This is a genomic window from Corynebacterium sp. HMSC05E07, assembly GCF_001807225.1.
GTDB lineage: Bacteria > Actinomycetota > Actinomycetes > Mycobacteriales > Mycobacteriaceae > Corynebacterium > Corynebacterium singulare.
Genome location: NZ_KV788240.1, coordinates 94,141 through 115,129 on the forward strand (window position 1 = coordinate 94,141; position 20,989 = coordinate 115,129).

General features: G+C 61.4%; 21 protein-coding genes. 12 read left to right on the forward strand and 9 right to left on the reverse strand.

Annotated features, from left to right (window positions below):
- Window positions 1–6 precede the first annotated feature (6 nt).
- From HMPREF3149_RS07815 to HMPREF3149_RS07850, 8 genes are all read left to right on the forward strand, one after another.
- Complete coding sequence (locus HMPREF3149_RS07815; RefSeq protein WP_070537362.1) at window positions 7–1,374, forward strand: dipeptidase; 1,368 nt, start codon at window positions 7–9, stop codon at window positions 1,372–1,374.
- 147 nt (window positions 1,375–1,521) lie between these two features.
- Entirely contained in the window at window positions 1,522–4,431 is a 2,910-nt protein-coding gene (locus tag HMPREF3149_RS07820) for a Na+/H+ antiporter subunit A (protein ID WP_070537363.1), read from the forward strand.
- A complete protein-coding gene (locus HMPREF3149_RS07825) occupies window positions 4,431–4,931 on the forward strand; it encodes a Na(+)/H(+) antiporter subunit C (protein ID WP_070537364.1) in 501 nt (166 codons plus the stop codon). The genes HMPREF3149_RS07820 and HMPREF3149_RS07825 overlap by 1 nt, the downstream gene beginning before the upstream one ends.
- Window positions 4,924–6,720: a Na+/H+ antiporter subunit D gene (locus tag HMPREF3149_RS07830; protein WP_070537365.1), complete on the forward strand. Its 1,797-nt coding sequence runs from the start codon at window positions 4,924–4,926 to the stop codon at window positions 6,718–6,720. Before HMPREF3149_RS07825 ends, HMPREF3149_RS07830 begins: the two co-directional genes overlap by 8 nt.
- On the forward strand, window positions 6,717–7,235 hold the full coding sequence (locus HMPREF3149_RS07835; protein ID WP_070537366.1) for a Na+/H+ antiporter subunit E: 519 nt from the start codon (window positions 6,717–6,719) through the stop codon (window positions 7,233–7,235). Before HMPREF3149_RS07830 ends, HMPREF3149_RS07835 begins: the two co-directional genes overlap by 4 nt.
- Window positions 7,235–7,507, forward strand: coding sequence for a monovalent cation/H+ antiporter complex subunit F (locus HMPREF3149_RS07840; RefSeq protein ID WP_042532418.1), 273 nt, complete (start codon window positions 7,235–7,237; stop codon window positions 7,505–7,507). The genes HMPREF3149_RS07835 and HMPREF3149_RS07840 overlap by 1 nt, the downstream gene beginning before the upstream one ends.
- A complete protein-coding gene (locus HMPREF3149_RS07845; RefSeq protein ID WP_042532420.1) occupies window positions 7,504–7,884 on the forward strand; it encodes a monovalent cation/H(+) antiporter subunit G in 381 nt (126 codons plus the stop codon). The genes HMPREF3149_RS07840 and HMPREF3149_RS07845 overlap by 4 nt, the downstream gene beginning before the upstream one ends.
- An 83-nt stretch (window positions 7,885–7,967) precedes the next feature.
- The gene (locus tag HMPREF3149_RS07850) at window positions 7,968–9,206 is read left to right on the forward strand and encodes a glycosyltransferase 87 family protein (protein ID WP_070537367.1); all 1,239 of its coding nucleotides are present in this window, start codon (window positions 7,968–7,970) and stop codon (window positions 9,204–9,206) included.
- A 32-nt stretch (window positions 9,207–9,238) separates the two neighbouring features.
- Here the strand turns inward: HMPREF3149_RS07850 and HMPREF3149_RS07855 are convergent, their stop codons facing one another.
- From HMPREF3149_RS07855 to HMPREF3149_RS07865, 3 genes are read right to left on the reverse strand one after another with little or no spacing between them, the layout of a single operon-like run.
- A complete protein-coding gene (locus tag HMPREF3149_RS07855; RefSeq protein ID WP_070537368.1) occupies window positions 9,239–10,375 on the reverse strand; it encodes a glutamate--cysteine ligase in 1,137 nt (378 codons plus the stop codon).
- 48 nt (window positions 10,376–10,423) lie between these two features.
- On the reverse strand, window positions 10,424–11,368 hold the full coding sequence (locus tag HMPREF3149_RS07860; RefSeq protein WP_070537369.1) for a LytR C-terminal domain-containing protein: 945 nt from the start codon (window positions 11,366–11,368) through the stop codon (window positions 10,424–10,426).
- A gap of 42 nt (window positions 11,369–11,410) precedes the next feature.
- Entirely contained in the window at window positions 11,411–11,653 is a 243-nt protein-coding gene (locus HMPREF3149_RS07865; RefSeq protein WP_042532429.1) for a DUF3263 domain-containing protein, read from the reverse strand.
- Window positions 11,654–11,669: 16 nt separating this feature from the next.
- Here HMPREF3149_RS07865 and HMPREF3149_RS07870 point away from each other — a divergent pair, with 16 nt between their 5' ends.
- The 4 genes from HMPREF3149_RS07870 to cls are packed head-to-tail and all read left to right on the forward strand — an operon-like array spanning window position 11,670 to window position 15,567.
- Window positions 11,670–12,284: a peptide deformylase gene (locus tag HMPREF3149_RS07870; protein ID WP_042533452.1), complete on the forward strand. Its 615-nt coding sequence runs from the start codon at window positions 11,670–11,672 to the stop codon at window positions 12,282–12,284.
- The gene (locus HMPREF3149_RS07875; protein WP_070537370.1) at window positions 12,284–13,282 is read left to right on the forward strand and encodes an N-acetylglutamate synthase, CG3035 family; all 999 of its coding nucleotides are present in this window, start codon (window positions 12,284–12,286) and stop codon (window positions 13,280–13,282) included. The genes HMPREF3149_RS07870 and HMPREF3149_RS07875 overlap by 1 nt, the downstream gene beginning before the upstream one ends.
- 5 nt (window positions 13,283–13,287) lie before the next feature.
- Window positions 13,288–14,097, forward strand: coding sequence for an exodeoxyribonuclease III (locus tag HMPREF3149_RS07880; RefSeq protein ID WP_070537371.1), 810 nt, complete (start codon window positions 13,288–13,290; stop codon window positions 14,095–14,097).
- Window positions 14,098–14,103: 6 nt separating this feature from the next.
- Window positions 14,104–15,567, forward strand: a complete 1,464-nt coding sequence (gene cls / locus HMPREF3149_RS07885) for a cardiolipin synthase (RefSeq protein WP_070537372.1) — start codon at window positions 14,104–14,106, stop codon at window positions 15,565–15,567.
- 35 nt (window positions 15,568–15,602) lie between these two features.
- On the opposite strand, the gene HMPREF3149_RS07890 is transcribed toward cls, so the two are convergent.
- The 6 genes from HMPREF3149_RS07890 to HMPREF3149_RS07915 form a co-directional block, all read right to left on the reverse strand.
- Window positions 15,603–16,064: a hypothetical protein gene (locus HMPREF3149_RS07890; protein WP_070537373.1), complete on the reverse strand. Its 462-nt coding sequence runs from the start codon at window positions 16,062–16,064 to the stop codon at window positions 15,603–15,605.
- Window positions 16,064–17,413 (reverse strand): AAA family ATPase, encoded by a 1,350-nt coding sequence (locus HMPREF3149_RS07895; protein WP_070537390.1) that lies wholly within the window; start codon window positions 17,411–17,413, stop codon window positions 16,064–16,066. Before HMPREF3149_RS07895 ends, HMPREF3149_RS07890 begins: the two co-directional genes overlap by 1 nt.
- A gap of 111 nt (window positions 17,414–17,524) precedes the next feature.
- The gene (locus tag HMPREF3149_RS07900) at window positions 17,525–18,679 is read right to left on the reverse strand and encodes a multidrug effflux MFS transporter (protein ID WP_256366434.1); all 1,155 of its coding nucleotides are present in this window, start codon (window positions 18,677–18,679) and stop codon (window positions 17,525–17,527) included.
- Window positions 18,680–18,702: 23 nt separating this feature from the next.
- On the reverse strand, window positions 18,703–19,467 hold the full coding sequence (locus HMPREF3149_RS07905) for an ABC transporter permease (RefSeq protein WP_042532442.1): 765 nt from the start codon (window positions 19,465–19,467) through the stop codon (window positions 18,703–18,705).
- Window positions 19,467–20,444 (reverse strand): ABC transporter ATP-binding protein, encoded by a 978-nt coding sequence (locus HMPREF3149_RS07910; protein ID WP_070537375.1) that lies wholly within the window; start codon window positions 20,442–20,444, stop codon window positions 19,467–19,469. Before HMPREF3149_RS07910 ends, HMPREF3149_RS07905 begins: the two co-directional genes overlap by 1 nt.
- Before the next feature lie 39 nt (window positions 20,445–20,483).
- A complete protein-coding gene (locus tag HMPREF3149_RS07915) occupies window positions 20,484–20,972 on the reverse strand; it encodes an NUDIX domain-containing protein (RefSeq protein ID WP_070537376.1) in 489 nt (162 codons plus the stop codon).
- Window positions 20,973–20,989 lie beyond the last annotated feature (17 nt).

Genomic DNA, 20,989 nt, shown 5'->3' on the forward strand with positions numbered 1-20,989 from the left:
GAGGGCATGACCAACATTTCTGATTTTGTGACCAACGACCGCGAGACCATCTTCGGCCAGCTCAAGGAGCTGGTCTCCTTCAACTCTGTCCACAATGAGCCGGGTCTGGAAGATCAGACCGCGAAAGCAGCGGAGTGGGTTCACGCCACGCTTGCCGACGCCGGTTTCACCCCCGAAGCCATCACTACCGCCGATGGTTCCACAGCGATCGTCGCCAAGCGCCCCGGCAAGGAGGGCGCGAAGACGGTGCTGCTCTACTCCCACTATGACGTGGTGCCAGCCGGTAACCCGGAGGCGTGGGACTCCGATCCGTTTACGCTCACTGAGCGCGATGGCCGCTGGTACGGACGCGGCGCCGCTGACTGCAAGGGCAACGTGGCCATGCACCTCGCCGCCCTGCGCGCCCTGGATGCGGCCGGTGGCACCGACCTCAACCTCACCGTCCTCATCGAGGGTTCAGAGGAGCGCGGCGGCGAGGGCCTGTCTGCGCTCATCGAGGAGCGCCCGGAGCTTTTTGCTGCCGACGCCATCCTCATTGCCGATGCCGGCAACGCCAAGGCTGGCGTCCCGACGCTCACCACGTCCCTGCGCGGTGGCTCCCAGATCAACGTCAAGGTGTCGACCCTCAACTCCGCGGTGCACTCAGGCCAGTTCGGTGGCGCAGCCCCGGATGCTGTCAAGGCACTCATGCGCACCCTCGACTCCCTCACAGATGAGTACGGCCGCACGACTATCGACGGCGTCGACTGTGCCAGCACCTGGCCGCTGGCCGAGGGCCAGGACACCGCCTACACGGAGGAAGATTTCCGCGCCGATGCCCAAATGCTCGAGGGCACGGAGATCATGGGCGCGAAGGACCCGGCTGGCGCCACCGCCATCGCCGACATGATTTGGGCACGCCCGGCCGTGACCATCACTGGTTTTACCTCTACCCCGGTTTCCGAAGCCGTCAACGCTATCCCTGCCACCGCGGAGGCCAACATCAACCTGCGAACCCCGGCCACCATGGATCCGCGCACCACGGCCGAAGCCCTGGCGGAGCACCTTAAGAAGCACGTCCCCTTCGGCGCCCACATCGAGGTGACCATCCTGGAGGCCAACCTGGGCTTCGAGACCGACCCGACCAAGCCTGCTGTGGCGCTCCTCGGCGAGTGCCTGGGCGAGGCTTATGACGGTGAGACCATCACCCAGGGCATGGGTGGCTCCATCCCGCTGACCGTGGAGTTGCAGCAGAAGCACCCGAACGCGGAGATTGCGCTCTTTGGCGTCGAGGAGCCGCAGTGCACCATCCACTCCGCCAACGAGTCGGTCGACCCGAACGAGATTGAAAAGATCGCCATCGCCGAGGCGCTCTTCCTTCAGCGCTTCGCTTAAGGAGCGCAGAGCACACAGATATAACTGTGTGAACAGAAAAAGTGAAAACTGGAGTTCCACTCTGTAGGGTGAGCACTAGCCAATGCCTGCCATTGCGGTGGGTGTAGCCCCCGTCCCACGTTTGGAAAGGACGCCCCCGCAACCGCCGTGCTCACTCTCTTCAGCGCCTTGGTGATCACCACCATCGTCGCTCCATTTCTCATCTTTTATCTCGGCCGCCGAGCCTTCGGCCTTCTCGCCATTGTGCCCGCCGTCGGGTTCTTCTGGGTTCTACGTCAGCTCACTGACGGCACGCTTCGTGATGGCAACCAGTTGGCCTTCGACGCCGAATGGATGCCGGCCGCGCACCTCGATATTAGTTTTCGCATGGATGCGCTGTCCGCGTTATTCAGCCTCATCATCCTCGGCGTAGGCGCTTTGGTACTGGTCTACTGCTGGGGCTATTTTGACCAGTCACGGCGCCGTCTCGCGCTATTCGGTGGGCAGATGGTGGGCTTTGCCACGGTCATGTTTGGCCTGGTCATTGCGGATAACTTTCTGCTGCTGTACGTCTTCTGGGAAATTACCTCCCTGCTCTCTTTCCTGCTGGTGAGCTATTACGGCGAGCGCGCTTCCTCGCGCCGTGCCGCGCAGCAAGCTCTGATGGTCACCGCACTCGGTGGTTTGACCATGCTCATGGGAATCGTCCTGCTGGGCCGCCAGACCGGTGCGTGGTCCTTCACCGCAATAGCGGCCACCGACCAGCTGGCGAACACGCCGTACCTCACGGTGGCCATCGTGCTGATTCTCTGCGGAGCTCTGTCGAAATCTGCCATCGCCCCGGCGCATTTCTGGTTGCCGGGCGCCATGGCCGCCCCGACCCCGGTGTCGGCCTACCTGCACTCCGCCGCCATGGTCAAGGCTGGCATCTATCTCGTCGCCCGCCTGGCGCCCTCCATGCACGACATCTCCACGTGGCACCTCGTCGTGCTCCCGCTGGGCGCGTTCACCATGCTGCTCGGCGGCTGGATGGCACTCAAGCAGCGTGATCTCAAGCTCATCCTGGCGTACGGCACTGTCTCCCAGTTGGGCTTCATCACCGCCATCATCGCCATTGGCTCACGCGAAGCGATGCAGGCAGGCCTCGCGCTCACTATCGCGCATTCCCTTTTTAAGGCCGCGCTCTTCATGATCGTCGGTGCCATTGACCATGCGGCGGGAACGAGGGACATCGATAAGCTGGCGGGCCTGGGCAAGAAGAAACCCGCGCTGTATCTCCTCGCCATCATTCCGGCGATGTCGATGGCTGGAATCCCACCACTGCTGGGCTTCGTGGCGAAGGAGGCCACGCTGGAGGCCATCATGGGTGAGGACCTGCTCGTCGGCATGCCCCGCAACATGCTGCTGGTGGCCGTTGTTGCGGGTTCGGCGCTGACCATGGCCTACGCGCTGCGCTTCCTGTGGGGAGCCTTCGCATCCAAGGGCCAGGAGGAGCCCTCCGAGGCCGTCGCCGAGATGCACCCGGTAGGCCCGTTCCTGTGGATCCCGCCGGCGGCGCTGACCCTGCTCACCATCTTCTTTGGCCTGCTGCCCACTCCCCTGTCACACGGCATCACGCAACACCTCGACAACACCTTCGGTGTGGAGGAGGCCTCCCACCTGGCGCTCTGGCACGGCTGGACCATCGCGCTTCTCCTGTCTGCGGTGATTGTCGCCGCCGGTGCGCTCATGCACTGGCAGCGCCAAGCCCTCAGCAAGGCGCAATTCACCTACCCCGCGCTGGGCTCGGCGGACAAGGCGTACGACGCCATCATCAACTCCCTGCGCCAGCTCTCCCTGCGCACCACCGCGTCCACCCAGCGCGGTTCGCTGCAGTTCAACCTGACGGTCATTTTTGCCACCCTCATGGTGCTTCCCATGGTCATGCTGATTAACGGTGACCTCACCAACGTTCACATGATTGTGGCCGAGAACCCCTGGCAGGCCATCGCCGCCTCCATCATTATCATCGCCGCGGTGGGTGCCACGGTGCTGGATAACCGTCTCTCCGGAGTCATCGTTGTGGGTGTCACCGGCTACGCATTGTCCTTCATCTTCGCCCTGCACGGCGCACCGGACTTGGCCCTGACCCAGCTACTCGTGGAAACCATCATCATGGTGCTCTTCATGCTGGTTCTGCGCCGCATGCCAGCCAATACCGAGTGGAAGCAGGACCCCAAGGTGGGGCGCCTGCGCGCCTGGCTTGCCGTGGGCGTCGGCCTGACCGTGACCGTCGTGGGCATGTTCGCCGTCAACGCACGCCGCGAGGAGCCTATTTCGCAGTACATGCCAGAGTTGGCCAAGGAGATTGGCCACGGCGCGAACACCGTCAACGTCCTGCTCGTGGACCTGCGCGCGTGGGATACCTTCGGCGAAATCACGGTTCTCATCATCGCGGCCACGGGTATTGCCTCGCTCATTTACCGCACGCAAAGTTTCGCTCGTGAGTCGCGCCGCCCCATCCTCCGCGCCACTGGCCGCCGTTGGCTGGCCGCGGAGGTGGAATCTGAGAAGGCTCTCAACCGTTCCCTCATGGTGGATGTGAGCACGCGCCTCCTGTTCCCCTCCATGATTGTGCTGTCGTTCTACTTTTTCTTCAGCGGCCACAACGCCCCCGGCGGCGGTTTCGCCGGTGGCCTGGTCGCGGCCTTGGCGCTCATCCTGCGCTACCTTGCGGGCGGGCGCGCGGAGCTCGATGAGGCGCTGCCTCTCGACGGCGGCCGCACCATGGCAGTGGGCTTGCTGCTCTCCCTCGGTGCGGTGGTCACCCCACTGTTCTTTGGGCACCCGCCACTGACCACGGCCTACACAAAGGTGGGCATTCCTCTCATCGGGGATGTCTCGCTGCCGTCGGCGCTGCTTTTCGACGCCGGCGTCTACCTCATCGTCGTGGGCCTCACACTCTACGTCCTCTCCTCTTTGGGTGCGAAACTTGACCAGGAAGAAGAGATGCGTAAGCAGCGCGCCCGTGACCGAGCCCGCTCGCTGGCGCGCCGCACCAAGGCGAAGGAACAAGCGAAAGAGAAGGAGCGCGCCTAATGGATGCCAATCTGATGCTTCTGCTGGCCGCCGGCACGCTCTGCGGCGCTGGGGTCTACCTCATGCTGGATCGCGCGATGACCAAGATGCTGCTGGGCATTCTGTTGCTGGGCAACGGCGCCAACCTCTTCATGCTCATGGCCGGCGGCCAGGCGGGCTCGCCGCCTATCGACGGCCGCGGTTCCGCACCCTACGGTGAGCAGATCGCCGACCCACTGGCGCAGGGCATGATCCTCACCGCCATCGTGATCTCCATGGCACTGACCGGCTTCATCCTCACCTTGGCGTACCGCCAGTACCGTTACCGTAGTGCTGACGTCATTGAGGATGACACGGAGGACACCGCCATTGCGGCCATGGCCTCACGCCCAGGTAATGCCTCCGCCGCACCTGACCACGATGCCTCTAACGATCCGACCACCGGCCGCGCCACCAAGGAAGGCGATAAGTTTGGCCCCACCGTCTTTGAGGCTCCCGTAAAGGAGGCCACCGATGACTGAGACCATCGCGGCGCTCGTACGAGCGTTGCTGCCTTACGTCAGCTACCTCATTCCACTGCCGATCATCATTCCGGCATTAGCTGCCGTCTTGGCCATTCTGTGTGCGCGCAGCGTTAACGCCCAGCGTCGCATTGCTTTCTTCTCCCTGCTGACGATGGCCACGGTGAATGCCGCATTGATCTTCATCGCAGATACCGCCGGAATTCAGACCCTGCAGGTGGGCGGCTGGGATGCACCGGTGGGTATCACGCTGGTGGCTGACCGCTTGTCAACGGTCATGCTCTTCACCTCCTCCGTCGTCCTGTTCTCCGTGATGTGGTATGCCATCTCACAGGGTGTGCGCGATGGCACGAAGGACCAGCCGGTGGCGGTCTTCCTGCCGACGTACATGCTGCTCACCATGGGCGTGAACGTGTCCTTCTTGGCGGGTGACTTGTTCAACCTGTACGTCGGATTCGAGATCTTCCTCGTGGCCTCCTACGTGCTGCTCACCCTAGGAGCCTCCCAAGCGCGTGTGCGCGCCGGCGTGGGCTACGTCATGGTGTCCATGGCCTCCTCGCTCATCTTCGTGCTGGCCTTGGGTTATGTCTACGCCACGGTGGGCACGATGAACATGGCGCAGATTGGCATACGTATGGAGGACGTACCGGCGGGAACGCGCACCGCGGTTTTCTCCGTGCTGCTCATTGCCTTTGGCATTAAGGCCGCCATTTTCCCGCTCGATGCCTGGCTTCCGGATTCCTACCCCACGGCGCCGTCGCTCGTCACCGCGGTGTTCGCGGGTCTGCTGACCAAGGTCGGCGTCTATTCCATCATTCGCGCACGTACCTCCATCTTCACCGATGGCGGGCTCGACGGCCTGCTCATGTGGGTCGCGCTGGCAACGATGCTCGTGGGTATCTTAGGCGCTATCGCCCAATCTGATATCAAGCGTTTGCTGTCTTTTACCCTGGTCAGCCACATCGGATACATGGTTTTCGGCGTTGCTCTGGGCACCGCGCAGGGACTGTCTGGTGCCATTTTCTACGCCGTGCACCACATTCTGGTGCAAACCGCACTCTTCCTTGTCGTGGGGCTCATTGAGCGCCAGGCCGGTACCTCCTCGCTGCGCCGACTCGGCTCGCTTATCTACACCGCACCGCTCATCGCCATCTTGTACTTCATCCCGGCGATCAACCTCGGCGGTATCCCGCCCTTCTCCGGCTTCCTGGGCAAAGTCATGCTCCTGCAGGCCGGCGCCAACGAAGGCTCCTGGCTCTCCTGGGTGCTCATCGGCGGTGCCGTGGTGACCTCGCTGCTGACCCTCTACGTCATGGTGCTGGTATGGGCCAAGGGCTTCCTGCGTGACCGCGCCGATGCCCCTGAAGGTCACCTTGCGATGGCCCGGCCCTCCCCGCTCGCGGAGGTCACCGAATACGTCGAGTTGGAGGAACGCGACGACGTCGGACGATTGCCCTTTGGCATGCTAGCCTCTACCTCCCTGCTGGTGATCGCCTCGGTATCCATGAGTTTCCTGGCGGGCCCCATCTCCGGTGTCACCACCCGCGCCGCGACGTCAGCCCAGGATGATTCCATCTACCGCTACGCCGTTCTGGGTGATTCTTCTGATGACCCGACCCGCCACCTCGACCCGAAGGATCGCTACGACAGCGGTGCGGACTCGCTGGAGAACCGCAACAATCCCCTGCCGGAGCCGCTGCCGGCGGCGCCGACGAGGGTGACGTCGGAAAGCGTGACGGCTCCCCTGCCCACCCACGTGGACGACGATGAGAAGGAGGTAGCACGATGAAGCTTTCCGGGATCAAGCACCGCTTCCATCCGTGGTTTGTGGTGTGGATTGTGGTCATGTGGTGCCTGCTCATGGGCGAGGTGACCGTGGCGAACCTCGTCGGCGGCCTGCTGGTAGGCCTGTTCATCGTGCTGGCCCTGCCGCTTCCGGCCATGCCCGTGGCGGGGATGTCGGTGAGTTGGGGCAAACTTGTACGCTTCGCTGCCGGCTGGTTCGTGGAGCTGCTGGAGGCCTCCGTCAAGGTTGGGTGGCTGGCTGTGCGCCCACAGGCGGTACCGAAGACCGCGATTGTGAAAGTGCCGATGCGCGTGGAAAATGAGTTCGTTCTCTCGCTGGCAGTGAGCCTGTATAACCTGCAGCCGGGCGGTACGGTGTCCGATATCGATATTGCGAACCGCATGCTCACCATCCACCTGCTCAACGCCGACTCCGAAGGCCACCTCGAGCGCGAAATCGCTGCCGTGCGCAAACTGGAGGCGGACATGATTGCCATCTTTGAAAGGAGCCACCTCTAATGGATACGGGACTCTATAACATCCTGCTCACCGTGGCTGCTGGCTTCCTCGTGGTGGCCTTCCTCATCACGACGTGGCGCATCGTGGTCGGGCCAAACTCGCTCGACCGGCTCGTGGCCATGGACGGTTTCGTGGCCATGTTCCAATGCGCCATGGCCACCTACATCTGCTGGAGCCTGGACACCACGGTATCCAACGCGATGCTCGTCGTGGCGCTGTTGGGTTTCATCTCCACGGTATCCGTGACACGTTTCAGGAAGAGGGATTCATGAGTTACGCACTGATTGCCGATGTCCTCTCGATCATCCTCATCCTCGCCGGCTCGATTCTCACGTTGGCGGCAGCGATCGGCGTCGCGAGGTTCAGCGACACCATGGCGCGCGTACATGCCATCTCGAAACCGCAGACGACCGGGCTCATCTTCACCATCCTGGGCGCGCTCATCAAGGTGACGGGCTCGGAGGACTTCAGCGTGGCTGAGCGCGGCGACTTGGGTATTCTCATCCTGCTCGTGCTCTTTGCCATGATCACCAGCCCGGTGACGGCCCAGCGGACCTCGCGTATCGCTCGCCGAGAAGGCCTCTACGGCCCCGCGGAGTCCATGTCGCGCAACGAACACCCGGCTACGCGCTCCATGCGCCGCAAGTAGTTAACGGTGGTTCGTTCCCCTTCGATGAAAGGCCCCTACTATATTCTCCTAGGGACACCTTTCATCGGCCGAGGAGAATTCACGTGAAGAAGCTGCAGGGCATCCCCACACTGTGTACTGTCCTGGCACTGGGCATCGCGGTGATGGTCTACCGCATCATCCAGTTCGACGGCCACAAAGCGTTCACCTACATCCTCCCCTTTGACCTGGCCATTTACCGCATGGCGGGCGCAGACCTCAACGCGGGCGGGCTGCTGTACGACGCCCCCTATATCTACGAATTCCCCTTCACCTACCCACCCTTCGCCGGCATCCTCTTCCAGGTTCTGCCCTTCTTTAGCGAGGGCGCGTTGACCATCCTCTGGCCGGCACTCATGTTCCTGGCAGTGCTGGCGATTGTGGTGATGATTTTCCGCGAGCGCGGCATCAAGCTCAGCCCTGCAGCCATTGTCGTTGCGGTTCTGCTGACGGCACTGACGCCGGCGAACGAGTCGATGCACGGTTCGCTGTACTACGGACAGATCAATGTCTTCCTCATGCTCCTCGTGGCCCTTGACTTCCTGCCGATGAAGCGCCGCCTCCCCGGCGTGGGTATCGGCTTGGCGGCGGGCATCAAGCTCACCCCGGCCTACATGGGCTTGGCGCTGCTCTTTGAAAAGCGCTGGTGGGCTGCGGTCGGCTCCATCGTCACCTTCCTGGTGACGGTGGTGCTGGGCTTCATCTTCGTTCCGGATGCTCTGGACTTCTGGACCGATGCCATGTTCAACTCCTCCCGCGTGGGCGAGCATGCCAACCCCGGTGCGAAGTCGCTGCGCTCGCTGATGTTCCGCGTTCTGGGCATCGACGGCGGTATGTGGTGGCTCCTGGCCGTCCTCACCGTTTTCGTGCTCACCTGCCTGGCGCTGCGCACGGCCTACAAGCGGGGCAACCGTACCGCAGCCTTCGCTCTGACGGGCCTGAGCACCTGCTTGGTGTCCCCGTTTTCTTGGTACCACCACTTCGTGTGGACCATCCCCTTTGCGGTCTTGGTCTTCGTGACGGTGAACCAGGCGGTGGGCGCGCGTGTGTCCGGCAAGTTCGGTGAGCAGCTCGCCGGCCTGGCAGCGCTGGCAGCGCTTGTCGTGGTGTCGCTGCCGTTCATGTCGGTGCCGGTGTGGTTTACCATGTCCTCCGCGAACCTCGACACCCTCGAGTCCTTCCAGCCGTGGGCAACGTCCCTGTGGACTCTGTCCTGCGTGCTCTTCATCGCTGCCTACGCCCTGTGGGGCTTCATCGCCCCGCGCTACAAGGCTGGAACGGCAGTTCCGGCGTCGAAGCAGTAGCGATATCAATACCCATATCGTCCACCTCAGGCTTAAAGTGGCAGCAGCTGCTCCATCTCATCTGCGGTGGCCTTGACCACCTTCTGCCAGCTGCCGGTCTCCTCGTAGAGGCGGCGCTGCCGCTGGTAGCCCGCACCCGAGTCGATGATTTCTTGGACTAGCTGCAGCTCGCGGGCACAGCCCAGCTCCTGGGATAGCGGCGCGAGCTCCTCTAGCATGTCCGCCAGCTCGTCCTTGACCCACCGCTCGTCGGTCTCGCGCGACGTGATGACCAGCGCGTCCATGCCATAGCGCGCGCCGCGCCACTTGTTTTCTGCCACGTGCCATGGCTGGAGTGTCGGCAGCGTGTCGCCGGCATCCAGCATGCGGTCAAAGTGCACCACCAGACAGTGAGTCAGCGCTACGATGGCGGAGAGCTCGCGCAGGTTGGAGGTGGCGTCAGAGATGCGCACCTCAATCGTGCCCCATTTGGAGGCCGGGCGGATATCGAAATGCATCGAGCCCGTGTGGTTGATAACACCCGAAATGGCCTGGTCACGCATGTAGGACTGCCACTGTGTCCAGTTCTCAAACTGATAGGGCATGCCGGCAGTGGGCAGCTGCTGGTACAGCATCGTGCGATTGGAGGCATAGCCGGTATCGAGGCCCTCCCATGCCGGGGAGCACGCAGAGATGGCCAGCAGGTGCGGGTACTTCGTCATCAGCGCGTTGATGATGGGCCACACGCGGTCTTCGTGGCGAATGCCCACGTGCACGTGCGTGCCCCACAGCAGCATCTGCTGCCCCCAGTACTGGGTGCGGTTGATGATTTCGGAGTAGCTTGCCTTGTTGGAGACGGGGTTCTTCCGGAAATCGGTGAAGGGGTGCCCGCCGGAGGCCCACAGACGCACGTCCATAGCGGTGGCCGCCTCACGCACTGCGCTGAGCGACGCCCCCAAGTCCCCCATCGCCTCCGGCACGGTCCGACAGACCCCAGTGACCAGTTCCACGGTGTTCTGGAGAAACTCTTTCTCCAAGTGGATATCAGGGTGGGCGGCACGGACGGAGTCGATGAGCTCCGCGCCACGCGGCACGAGATCCCAGGTCACTGGATCTACGAGGGCTACCTCCCACTCAACCCCAAGTGTTGGCTCGAGGGAGCGGGCGAAGTTCTCTTCCGGAATATTCACCCACTCATCTTATCTGTCGAGCGGATGAATTTAATAAGATTTTATTCCTTAAGCCTGCGGCACGGCGAGGACCACGACGACGGCGTCACCCTTGGTGTAATCACCGATCAGCTCGGCCGGGTAGGGCGCGATGGCACCGCCTGGGACGCTACCGCCGTAGTACTGGGCAGCAAGCTCCTTGGCCAGGTTCTCCGCGGCGGCGTCACCCTCCGGGTAGTAGACGGTGGTCTGCGGTGCAACGAGAACCTCGCCGCTCAGGTTGCCTACCTCGGAAACCTTGAAGTTCTGGGACTTCAGGCGCTCGGCTTCATCGGCGGCGAAGTTGGCGCGGCCGGAGTTGTTGTAGACGTTGACCGGGATATCGGCCTGTTCGCGGTCTGCCGCGGCACCGTCGCGCTCAGCGGCGTCGTCGCCTTCGGCAGCAGCATCCTGACCGGCATCGGCGTCACCGCCGGCCGCATCAGTATCCTTGCCGGAGTCTTTCTTGGCGTCGCTGCCTGCTGCGTTGCCGTCCTTATCAGCATCGGCGCCAGCCGCGCCGCCAGCCGCGCCGGCATCCTTGTTGCCGGCGCCCGCCTGGCCGCCCTGTCCCTCGCCTTCGGCGCCACCGTTGGCGGGACCTGAAACGGCGGAATCGTTATTGCCGCCATCCTCGGCAACGTTCTCGGAGTTATCCGAGGTCATGGCATAGAGGGCCCACATGCCCAACATCACGGCCACGGCGATGAGCACCATGGCGAGGCCACGGACGGGCAGCTTAGTGGCGGGTGCTGCGGCAGCGCCGGCATCAGTACCCGCAGCGACAGGCTCGGCGGCTGGCGCCTCAGCCGGTGCGGCAGCTGGTGCGGCAGCCGATGCAGTAGCCGGTGCGGCAACTGGATCTCCAGCGCGAGCATCAGGGTTGACGCCAGCTGCAGCAGGGTCGGTGGAATCGGCGGCGGGGCGCGCGCCGTTAACGGACGAAGCAGAGTTTTCCGGATTCACATTAGTCACACAGGAAACTCTAGTATCTGCAACGGGCGTAGCGTGGATTGCTTAGCGCGGCGCGGCGCGGCGAACGTCCTCGCGGGCATCCCGAAGCCGGCGAAGGCGCGTGACGAGGAGAGGGTGGGACGCGTGGGCCGCTGGGGCGTCGAGAAGCACATTGAGGCGCTGATGATAACGCACCGGTGACATATCCAACTGCGCGCGGATGGCCTCCTCCTTGGCACTGATATCACGCGGAGCGTGGGACTCGAACTCCAAAATGGCGGCGTCTAGGTCTGACAGGGACTGCATGCTTAAACTGTATGCCATGACTATTCGCCCCATCGTTATCCACGGCGACCCGGTCCTCCACAATCCGACCGAGCCCGTGACCGAAGCCATTGACTCCCCCGAGCTGCAGGAGCTCATCGCGGACATGCACGAAACCATGGACGCCGCGCACGGCGTTGGTTTGGCCGCCAACCAAGTTGGCGTAAACAAGCGCCTCTTTGTCTATCACTGCCCCGACACCGACGGGCCCGACGGCACCGAGCTGCCGGAGGGCGGCATGCGCCGCGGCTGCGTCATCAACCCCGTTCTGGAGACCTCCGAAATCCCAGAAACCATGCCGGCCGATGATGGCACCGAGGACGAAGGCTGCCTCTCCGTTCCTGGCGAGGGCTTCCCCACCGGCCGTGCCGACTGGGCGCGCGTGACCGGCAAGAATGAAAAGGGCGAAGACATCTCCATCGAGGGCTACGGTTTCTTCGCGCGCATGCTGCAGCACGAGACCGGCCACCTTGATGGTTTCGTCTACACCGACGTTCTCACCGGCCGCTACAAGCGCCAGGCCAAGAAGACCATTAAGCGCAACGGGTGGACCGAAGCGGGCCTGACCTGGGTTCCAGGCGAGGACGAGGATCCTTTCGGGCACGACGACTAATGTCCCGCATTTTCCGCTCCGACGCCGTCTCCGTGGGCGAGCGCGTTGTGGCCCGGCGCGATTTTGGCGGGGTTCACAGCGATGTCATTGGCCACGTGGTGAGCGTGGATCCACTGGTCATCCGCCCACAGGAGGTGGGCGGATACCCCTCCTCGCTGGAGGCAGTAGAGATCCCGCAGGAGCAGCTCAAGATTATTAAGCGCCTCTCGCCGCGCACGGTGCGCAATTCCGATATCCGCGCCGTCGAGGTCGCCACCGCCGCCGCCTTCCCGGGCAAGGAGCACACGTGGACCGCCGATAGCCAGTGGCTCATGCGCGCTGGTGACGGCGTGACGGGACGCTCCAACTCGGCCATTCCCCTGGGCCCCTCGGCGGGCTTTATGCCGGTGCCCATCGAGGAGATCGACGCTTTCTATGCCCGCCATGACCTGCCCACGCGCCTGGCCATCCCGGAGCGCATTGGCAATCCTGCCGAGAAGCTCATCGCGGCTTCGCCCGAGGCGTGGTCCTTGGAGCCGGAGATCCTGGTCATGGTGCGGGAGCTCGGGGAGTTGCCGGAGCTTAGCGACGTCCACTTTGTCGTCGACAAGCAACCCGACCCCGAGTGGCTCAGCCTTTACCATTTCCGCGGTCAGTCACTCCCACCACTGGCGTTGGAGTATCTGCGCAGCCACATTGACGGCACGATGGGCTTTGGCCGCCTGCTGTCCGACGCGGGCGAAACAATTGCCATTACGCGCGGCACGCTCACCGAATCCGGCGATGGCACGCTGTGGTTAGGCTACTCGGCCGTTGAGGTGGCTGAAGGCTGGCGGCGCAAGGGGCTGGGAACAGCGCTCGGCGCGCACATGCTGGCGTGGGGCAAGGAGCACGGCGCACAGAAGGCCTACCTGCAGGTCGTGGCGCACAACGTAGCCGGGATTGGTCTCTACGAGAAGCTCGGCTTCCTGGAGCAGCACCGCCACCGTTACGCCTGCCGCGTTGCTCAAGTACCCTGATTCACATGCGCATCGCTTCGTGGAACATCAACTCCGTCCGCACCCGCGTCGGCCGCGCGGTGGATCTGCTGGCCAAGCACGATATCGACGTGCTCTGTCTTCAGGAAACCAAGGTGTCGGATGAGAAGTTTCCCCGCGCGCCCTTCGAGGAGGCCGGCTACCACGTCACCAGCCACGGTCTGAACCAGTGGAATGGCGTAGCCATTGTGTCCAAGGACGAGCCGGACGAGGTCCAGACCTTCTTCCCCGGCCAGCCCGGGTTTCACAAGGACCCGGCACAGGAGCAAAAGCGCGAGGCCCGAGCGGTATCTGCGCGCATCCGCGGAATCGAAATCTGGTCGCTCTACATCCCAAATGGGCGCGAAATGACTGACCCGCACTACGACTACAAGCTGCAGTTCCTCTACGCGCTCGCGCGCTATGTGGAGACCCGCGCGCAGTCGAAGCTGCTGCTCACGGGCGATTTCAACATTGCCCCACGCGATGAGGACGTGTGGGACATGAGCCTGTTCCGCGGCAAGACTCATGTCACCGAACCGGAGCGCGCGGCCTTCCAGATGCTTGAAGAGGCCGGCTTGGAAGAGGTCACTCGCCGCTTCACGGAGAAAGAGCGTTGGACCTACTTCGATTACAAGTCCCTGCGCTTCCAGAAGAACGAAGGCATGCGGATTGACTTCCAGCTGGCCACCGCCCCCTTGGCCGAGCTCGTGCAGGGCGCCCAGGTGGATCTGGTGGAACGTGCGGGTGATAAAACCTCAGACCATGTGCCACTCATTGCTGATTTCGACGTTCCTGATTTCGACTCGGTGCGGTAGGCAAATATGAGCCTGAATATTGATCTCTCTGCATGGCAGTTGGCGTTGCTCATCCTTGACTATGGCATCAAGATTGTCGCCATCGGCGTCGTCCCCGAAGGCCGCCGGCCATCCAGCTCTACCGCCTGGTTGCTGGCCATTCTCGTGCTGCCCATCGTAGGCCTGCCCCTGTTCTTGCTCATGGGCTCGCCCTACATCAACCGGCGGCGTCACCGCATTCAACAAGAGGCCAACGCGCTGATAGCTGACGTCACCGCCTCCACACCGAACCACCCGAAGGGCAGGTTGTCCCCAGAAATCGAGTCACTTATCCAGCTCAACCGCAACCTCACCGGGCACCCGGCACTCATTGGACACAACAAGGGGCTTCATGCTTCCTATAACGAGGCCATCATGGCCATGGCACGGGCTGTGGATCGCGCCGAGAAATACGTGCTCGTTGAGATCTACATCCAGTCCTGGGACGAGGTCACGGATGTCTTCTTCCAGTCCCTCAAGCGCGCCCGCGAGCGCGGCGTGGAGGTCAAGCTGTTGCTGGACCAGATTGGAAGCTACAAGTACAAGGGCTACTTTTCCCTGGGCAAGCGCTTGACGGAGATTGGCGTGGAATGGCACCTCATGCTGCCGCTACAGCTACACAAGGGCCGTTTCCGCCGCCCCGATCTGCGCAACCACCGCAAGATCGTGGTCATTGATGGTCACACGGGTTTCCTCGGCTCGATGAACATGATCAAACGCCAGTACAAGACCAAGGACCGCGCGTGGATTGACTACATGGTGGAAATCACGGGCCCGGCAGTCACCTCCCTGGCCGCCGTCTTCGCGGTGGACTGGTACTTGGAGTCCGAGGAACAGCTTTCCCTGGACATGCAGCCTTATGACGATGCTGTGACGCCCGATGCCAACCACCTCCAGCTTGTCCCCTCCGGTCCCGGTTACACCACTGAGCCGAACCTGCGCATGTTCAACTCTGTGGTACACCATGCCAAGGAGAAGCTGGTGATGTGCTCACCGTACTTCATCCCGGACGAGTCCCTGCTCGAAGCCGTCACCACCGCCTGCTACCGCGACGTGGAGGTCCATCTCCTGGTCTCGAAGAAAGCTGACCAGTTCATGGTCGACCACGCGCAGTCCTCCTACTACCAGGCCCTTCTGGAAGCAGGCGTGCGCATTTTCCAGTTTCCTGAACCGTTTGTCTTGCACTCGAAGTTCATGCTGGCGGATCCGAACCTGCCGAACCGCGATCCGCTGTGCATGTTCGGCTCCTCCAACATGGACATGCGCTCCTTCGGCCTCAACTATGAGTCCACCATGCTCGTGGCCAAGGGCGACCTCATCGAGCATTTCACCCAGCTGGCCATTAACTACAAGAAGGTCTGCCACGAGCTGACCCTTGAAGAGTGGAACAAGCGCGGCCTGCTGCGCCGCTACGTGGACAACGTCATGCGCCTGACCTCGGCGCTGCAGTAGAGCGCCTTAAGCTGCTCAGCGCTCAGACACTCCCGCTAGGAACTACTGGCGAGCATGGCGTCATATGTCCACACCTCTGCGGTTATTCCGGTAGCTCGCCTGTACAGCTCCCGTTCCGTCAAAATACAAAGGTCTCCACCGCCGACCTGCTGCATCATCAATTCCACCATCGTTTGACCCGCTCGATGTTGTGAAATCAACTCAGTAATAAATTCCTTATTCCACTGAAAATCGTGCAGAATCCACGGAGCTTGCCGTTGCGCTGTCAGTTCGAGCATGCTCGAAAACTTCTCCGCAATATCGCGTCTTACCCGACCGTCCGAAAGCTGCGCAATATGATTTCCGGTTTCGATAACAGCAGTGATAGGCAAGATAAACCTAGAGTCTTCGGACTGACGCTGAGAAAAGTCGTACTTCACTTGTTCTCGATCCTGGCATTTTTTCGGAATCTCAAGCAGATTGTCCAGCACAGAAGTGTCGATGAAGTAAACGCGCATCAGCCAATCCCAAAAAGCTTATTCAGGTTGTCGAAGCTAGCCTTCGTATCGGTGTCATCGACCAATTCGCCGGCAGTTACAGCAGCTCCCAGACTGTGTTTCGAAATAGAATCCACGAAATCCGGTAATTCCACCAATGGTGAAAGTTCACTATTCCCGGTTTTCTCATCTCGGTAACACACCGCAACCTGACCGTTAGTTTCACCAGAAATCTGATCCAAAATCGCGGGGCTATGAGTTGTTACAAGAACCTGAGAGTCATGCTTGTGTGCTGATTCGTTAAGCATGTGCATAACTCTTTGCGCCTGTGACGGGTGGAGACCGTTTTCCATTTCCTCGACGACGATTTGCGCTACGGCGCTGTCCACATCATCTCCGCTTGAAAGAGGCTGCTCGATATCCAAATCTCTGGGAGCTGTTTTTAATGCCGTTGCAATCGCCAGGAATCGAAGAAGCCCATCGCTCATTTCACGTGCGGGTGTGCTTTCATGCCTTCCATCCGCAAAGTGCTCGACGAGAGTTAGCATCACTTCATCCAGCTGAGTGTCAATGAAATCCAAAGTAGAGTCCACGCCGGTAACGTGTGCCGCCAACTGCCCTAAATCGTGGAAGGTCTCAGGCGAATCTCTGCGTAATTGCCACAGTACCGCCGACAGATTTTCGCCACTACGTTTGAGCTGAGCGTTCTTCTTCGCAACGTAAGTGCGCATAAGACTTGGCACCGGGTCAAGGTGAAACACAGATCGAAGTGCAGTACTCACAATCGATGCGCCCTTCAACACTGAATTCTCCGCGCGGTTTTTCCCTGCAAGAACTGCATTTACCTGCCCTAGAATTAGACGGGAGTCCCGCATAAGGGTTGCTGGGTTCGCGCCACGCTTTCCGTTGAAAATCTCCGTATAAATTCCAGCAAGCTTATCTGCCGCAGGTTGAGTCTTGAAAAGCTCTGCTTCTTCAGTTCTGACCCCACTTTTTACGGAATACCCTGGCCCCACCAGGCTTTCCTTTAGCACTCGCAGTTCCGGAAGCACCTGTATTTCTACGTCAAAGCGAAAAACATCTTTTCCAGCTTCGACAGTGCAGCCCAACTCAAAACTATCTTCGCCGTGTGGTGCACAGCCACGGGAGCCTCCCCTAATTGGCCCTGCGTGCGTCATACGTCCATCAAGAGCATCGCTGAGCTCCGAGCCCAAAGATAACCGCGACAAAACCTCAAGCCCATCTAAGGCGTTCGACTTGCCGGAGCTGTTTAAACCTGTAAGAAAAGTCACCGGATGTAGCGTGAGTACGGCATCGTGAAAAGACTTAAACCTGCGCAGGCGCAGCTCGGCAAGGCGGGGAGCGGACATGCCGCACATGATACACATGTGCGCTGGCAATCATGGTCCTCAATGTGACTCTCGTAATGCGGCACGCGGAAACCCTCCACCACCAGGATCAATCGCGCCACGCCAAAAAAATCAACCAGCTAGGCGGCAGGAAGTACACAGTCCGAACAGAGCCACAAGGCCGCAGACCACCATGCCAAGTGCCATAGTCAGCGCCGGGTTAGAGCCGAGCCCCATGAGCGGGCTAACCACACTGGCCAGCAGGGATTGGCCAAACCCCATGATGGCGGAGACACTACCCGCGCGCGAGCGCATAAGCCCAGTGGCGAGGGCGGTGGCGTTGCCCATGATGAATCCTGTGGGCGCGATGCATGTGAAGAGGACGGCAAGGCTCAACCACACCGGCGCGTCCATGACAACCGTGAGCAACAAGAGCAGTGCGCTCACGACGATTCCGGACACACCTATCCGCAGCATGACGGCAGGTGACAGCGAGTCCATGGCCCGAGAATTCACCACGGTGGCAGCGAAAAGGCCGACGGAATTCATGCCGAAGATGAGCGAGTAGCCCAAGGGCGAAAAGCCCCATTGGTTTTGAAGAACGAAGGCGGAAGCGCAGATGTAGCAAAACATCGAGCAGAAGCCGAAGGCCATGGTGATGAGATAGCCCCATACCCGGGCATTCGTGATGACGGCCCAATAATTACCGGCAACAGTGCGAGCCAAGCTCACCCGAGATGACTCTGGGCCACAACGCGCGCTGACGGTCTCTGGAACGATGAACCAGGCCAGAATCAGTTGTAGAGCATGCAAGCCGGCAAGCACCCAGAAGATACCCCGCCATCCCAGTGGCTCCGCCAACACCCCTCCTAAGACCGGGGCAACAGCCGGGGCAATGCCCTGCAAGGCCATGATCAGCGAATAAGCTTTCGCGGCAGCAGCGCCATGGACAAGGTCCGGGACAATGGCACGTGCGAGCACCACGCAAGCCCCGCCGCCAAGACCTTGGAAAACACGGGTCGCGACAAGGACGGTAGCGCTCGGTGCCATGGCCGAGACGACGGAGGCAGCAAGAGCAACAGAGGCCCCGGTGAGGAGAAGGGGTTTGCGGCCTAAAACGTCAGAGAGCGGACCCACCAGCAACTGGCCGGCGCCCATACCGATAAAGAAACCGGAGATGGTCAACTGCACCATCGAGCGAGTGGTGTCGAGGTCAGCGACGATGGCTGGCATGACCGGCAGGTACATGTCAGTTGCAAAAGGCGCCGTTGCGGACAACAGCGCCAAAGATGCCACTAGGGGGAAGGGGATCACGCGTCGCGTTTCTCCAGAACCAGCACGCCGATACCCCACAGGATGATGGCCCAAGCGAAGAAGACCACTCCGCCCATGCCTACTGAATCCCAGGGGGCGCTGTCCTCCACCATGTCCATGGTCCAGTTGGTGAAGGCGGTAAACGGCATGAAGTGGATAATGTCATCCCCCACCACAGGAAGGATGCGCACCACGTTTTCCAGGCCCATGTAGAGGATGAGGGCAATCGCCACGGTGCCGGCGGTCTGCCGCAGCAAAAGGCCCAATCCTTGGACAAACATCACCGCACCAAAGGCGGCCAGCGGCGCCGTCCACAGCAGGCGCTGAGCGCTGTCCTCTGAGAAGGGGTGGAACGCTTCCGCGGCGGCAGGATTGGTCGTCATATCGGCGAGGACAAAGATGTACACCTCACTGAAAAACATGATGAGCGCAGCAATGAAGCCATAGAGCACTAACTTCGCAACGGCCACTAACCACCGGTTGGGGTTGGCCATGTACGTCACCGATTGCGTCTTGTGGCGGTATTCCGTGGTCACCACCATGGCACCCTGGATCATGAGGATCGGTACGCCCAAAAGCAGCAGCACAGCTACAAGAGAATTGGGTTGTAGGGGGCTTATGCCCAGGACGGGCTCGCCCGCGTTAAGCGAGTTAATCAGCGTCCAACCTGTCGCAATGACCAAGATCAGGCCAGTGGTCCAGAAGAATGATTTAGTGGTGCGCAGTTTGGTCCACTCCGCATTGAGCATGTTGAGAAACATTAGTGCTGAGCTCCTTCTGCGTTGATGCCGGCACCGCTACCCGCGGCTGTCTGCGCCCCACCAGGCTGCGCCTGGTACTGCACCACATCATTGGTCATCGCCATGAAGGCCTCCTCAAGGGAGGCTCTGTGCAGCGAGAGCTCCGTCAGGGGCACGCCGGTAGAATAGGCCAGCTGGCCAATGTAGTCCGTGGTTTGCTCTGGAATAACCAGTGTGGGTCGGTTTTCCTCATCCACAGACGTGGTGAAGAACACCCCGGCCTCCCGCAGGACGGAGCCGAACTCGCCCAGGTGTTCTGAGCGAACGATGACGGAGGCAGTCGAGTTTTCCTTGACAAAGTCATAGGTGCGCTGGTTGGCCATGAGGCGGCCACGACCGATCACCACGAGGTGGTCAGCAGTCTGTGCCATCTCCGAAAGGAGGTGGGAAGAAATGAGCACCGTGCGGCCCTCTGCAGCAAGCGCGCGCACGAGCGAGCGCACCCAGCGGATACCTTCGGGGTCCAAGCCATTGACCGGCTCATCCAGAATCAGCACGCCTGGGTCACCTAGGAGTGCCGCTGCCAAGCCGAGGCGCTGGCCCATACCCAGAGAGAAGCCGCCGGCCTTCTTTCCGGCGACGTCGGAAAGCCCCACTAGCCCCAGCACCTCATCAACGCGCGAGGTGGGGATACCGTTGGACTGTGCCATCCACTTGAGGTGGTTGGCGGCGGAGCGGTTGGCGTGGACCGCTTTAGCGTCAAGAAGCGCGCCCACTTCCCGCAGCGGGTGCTTGAGCTCTCGGTAGGGCTTGCCATGCACCAAGGCTGTGCCCGCCGTGGGCCGGTCGAGGCCCAGGATCATCCGCATTGTCGTTGACTTTCCCGCGCCGTTGGGCCCCAAGAAGCCGGTCACCTGTCCCGGCTGTACCTGAAAGGTGAGGTCATCAACGGCGCGGACAGACTTATACTGTTTTGTCAGTCCGGCTACTTCAATCATGCACTACAGCGTGCCACAGCTTCCTGCCATGTGCCTGTATTAGCGGTTCAGCTCCCCACAACGCTCCACCAGCCCGGGCAATGCCTCCCGAAAAGGTGGAATGAGGTCCAACTGGTCTACCTGTGCAAACGGCACCCAGCGCAGTTCAGCGGATTCCTCGTTAGGAGTCGTTTCCAAGCGCTGGCCCGTTACTGTTCGCGCCAGCACCGTGGTGTAGGTCCAGCCGCCATCAAACGGCCCAGAGGTCACGATGGACTCGAGGACCTCCACATCCGCCACGGCGATGCCGGTTTCTTCCTCGGTCTCTCGCAGCGCAGCCTGCTCCGGAGTTTCCGGCTTATCGCGCGCCCCGCCCGGGATTCCCCACGTCCCGCCATTATTAGTCCACGTGGCACGGTGCTGAAGCAGCACCTCATCCCCAGCTACGAGGAAGAGCCCCGCCGCACCGAACTTGCCCCACACAGGCACCCCGTTCGGGCCCTGGGCCCATCCATCGCCGGAAAGTTCTGGGTTTACACGCGCACACATACCTCCAATCTATACCC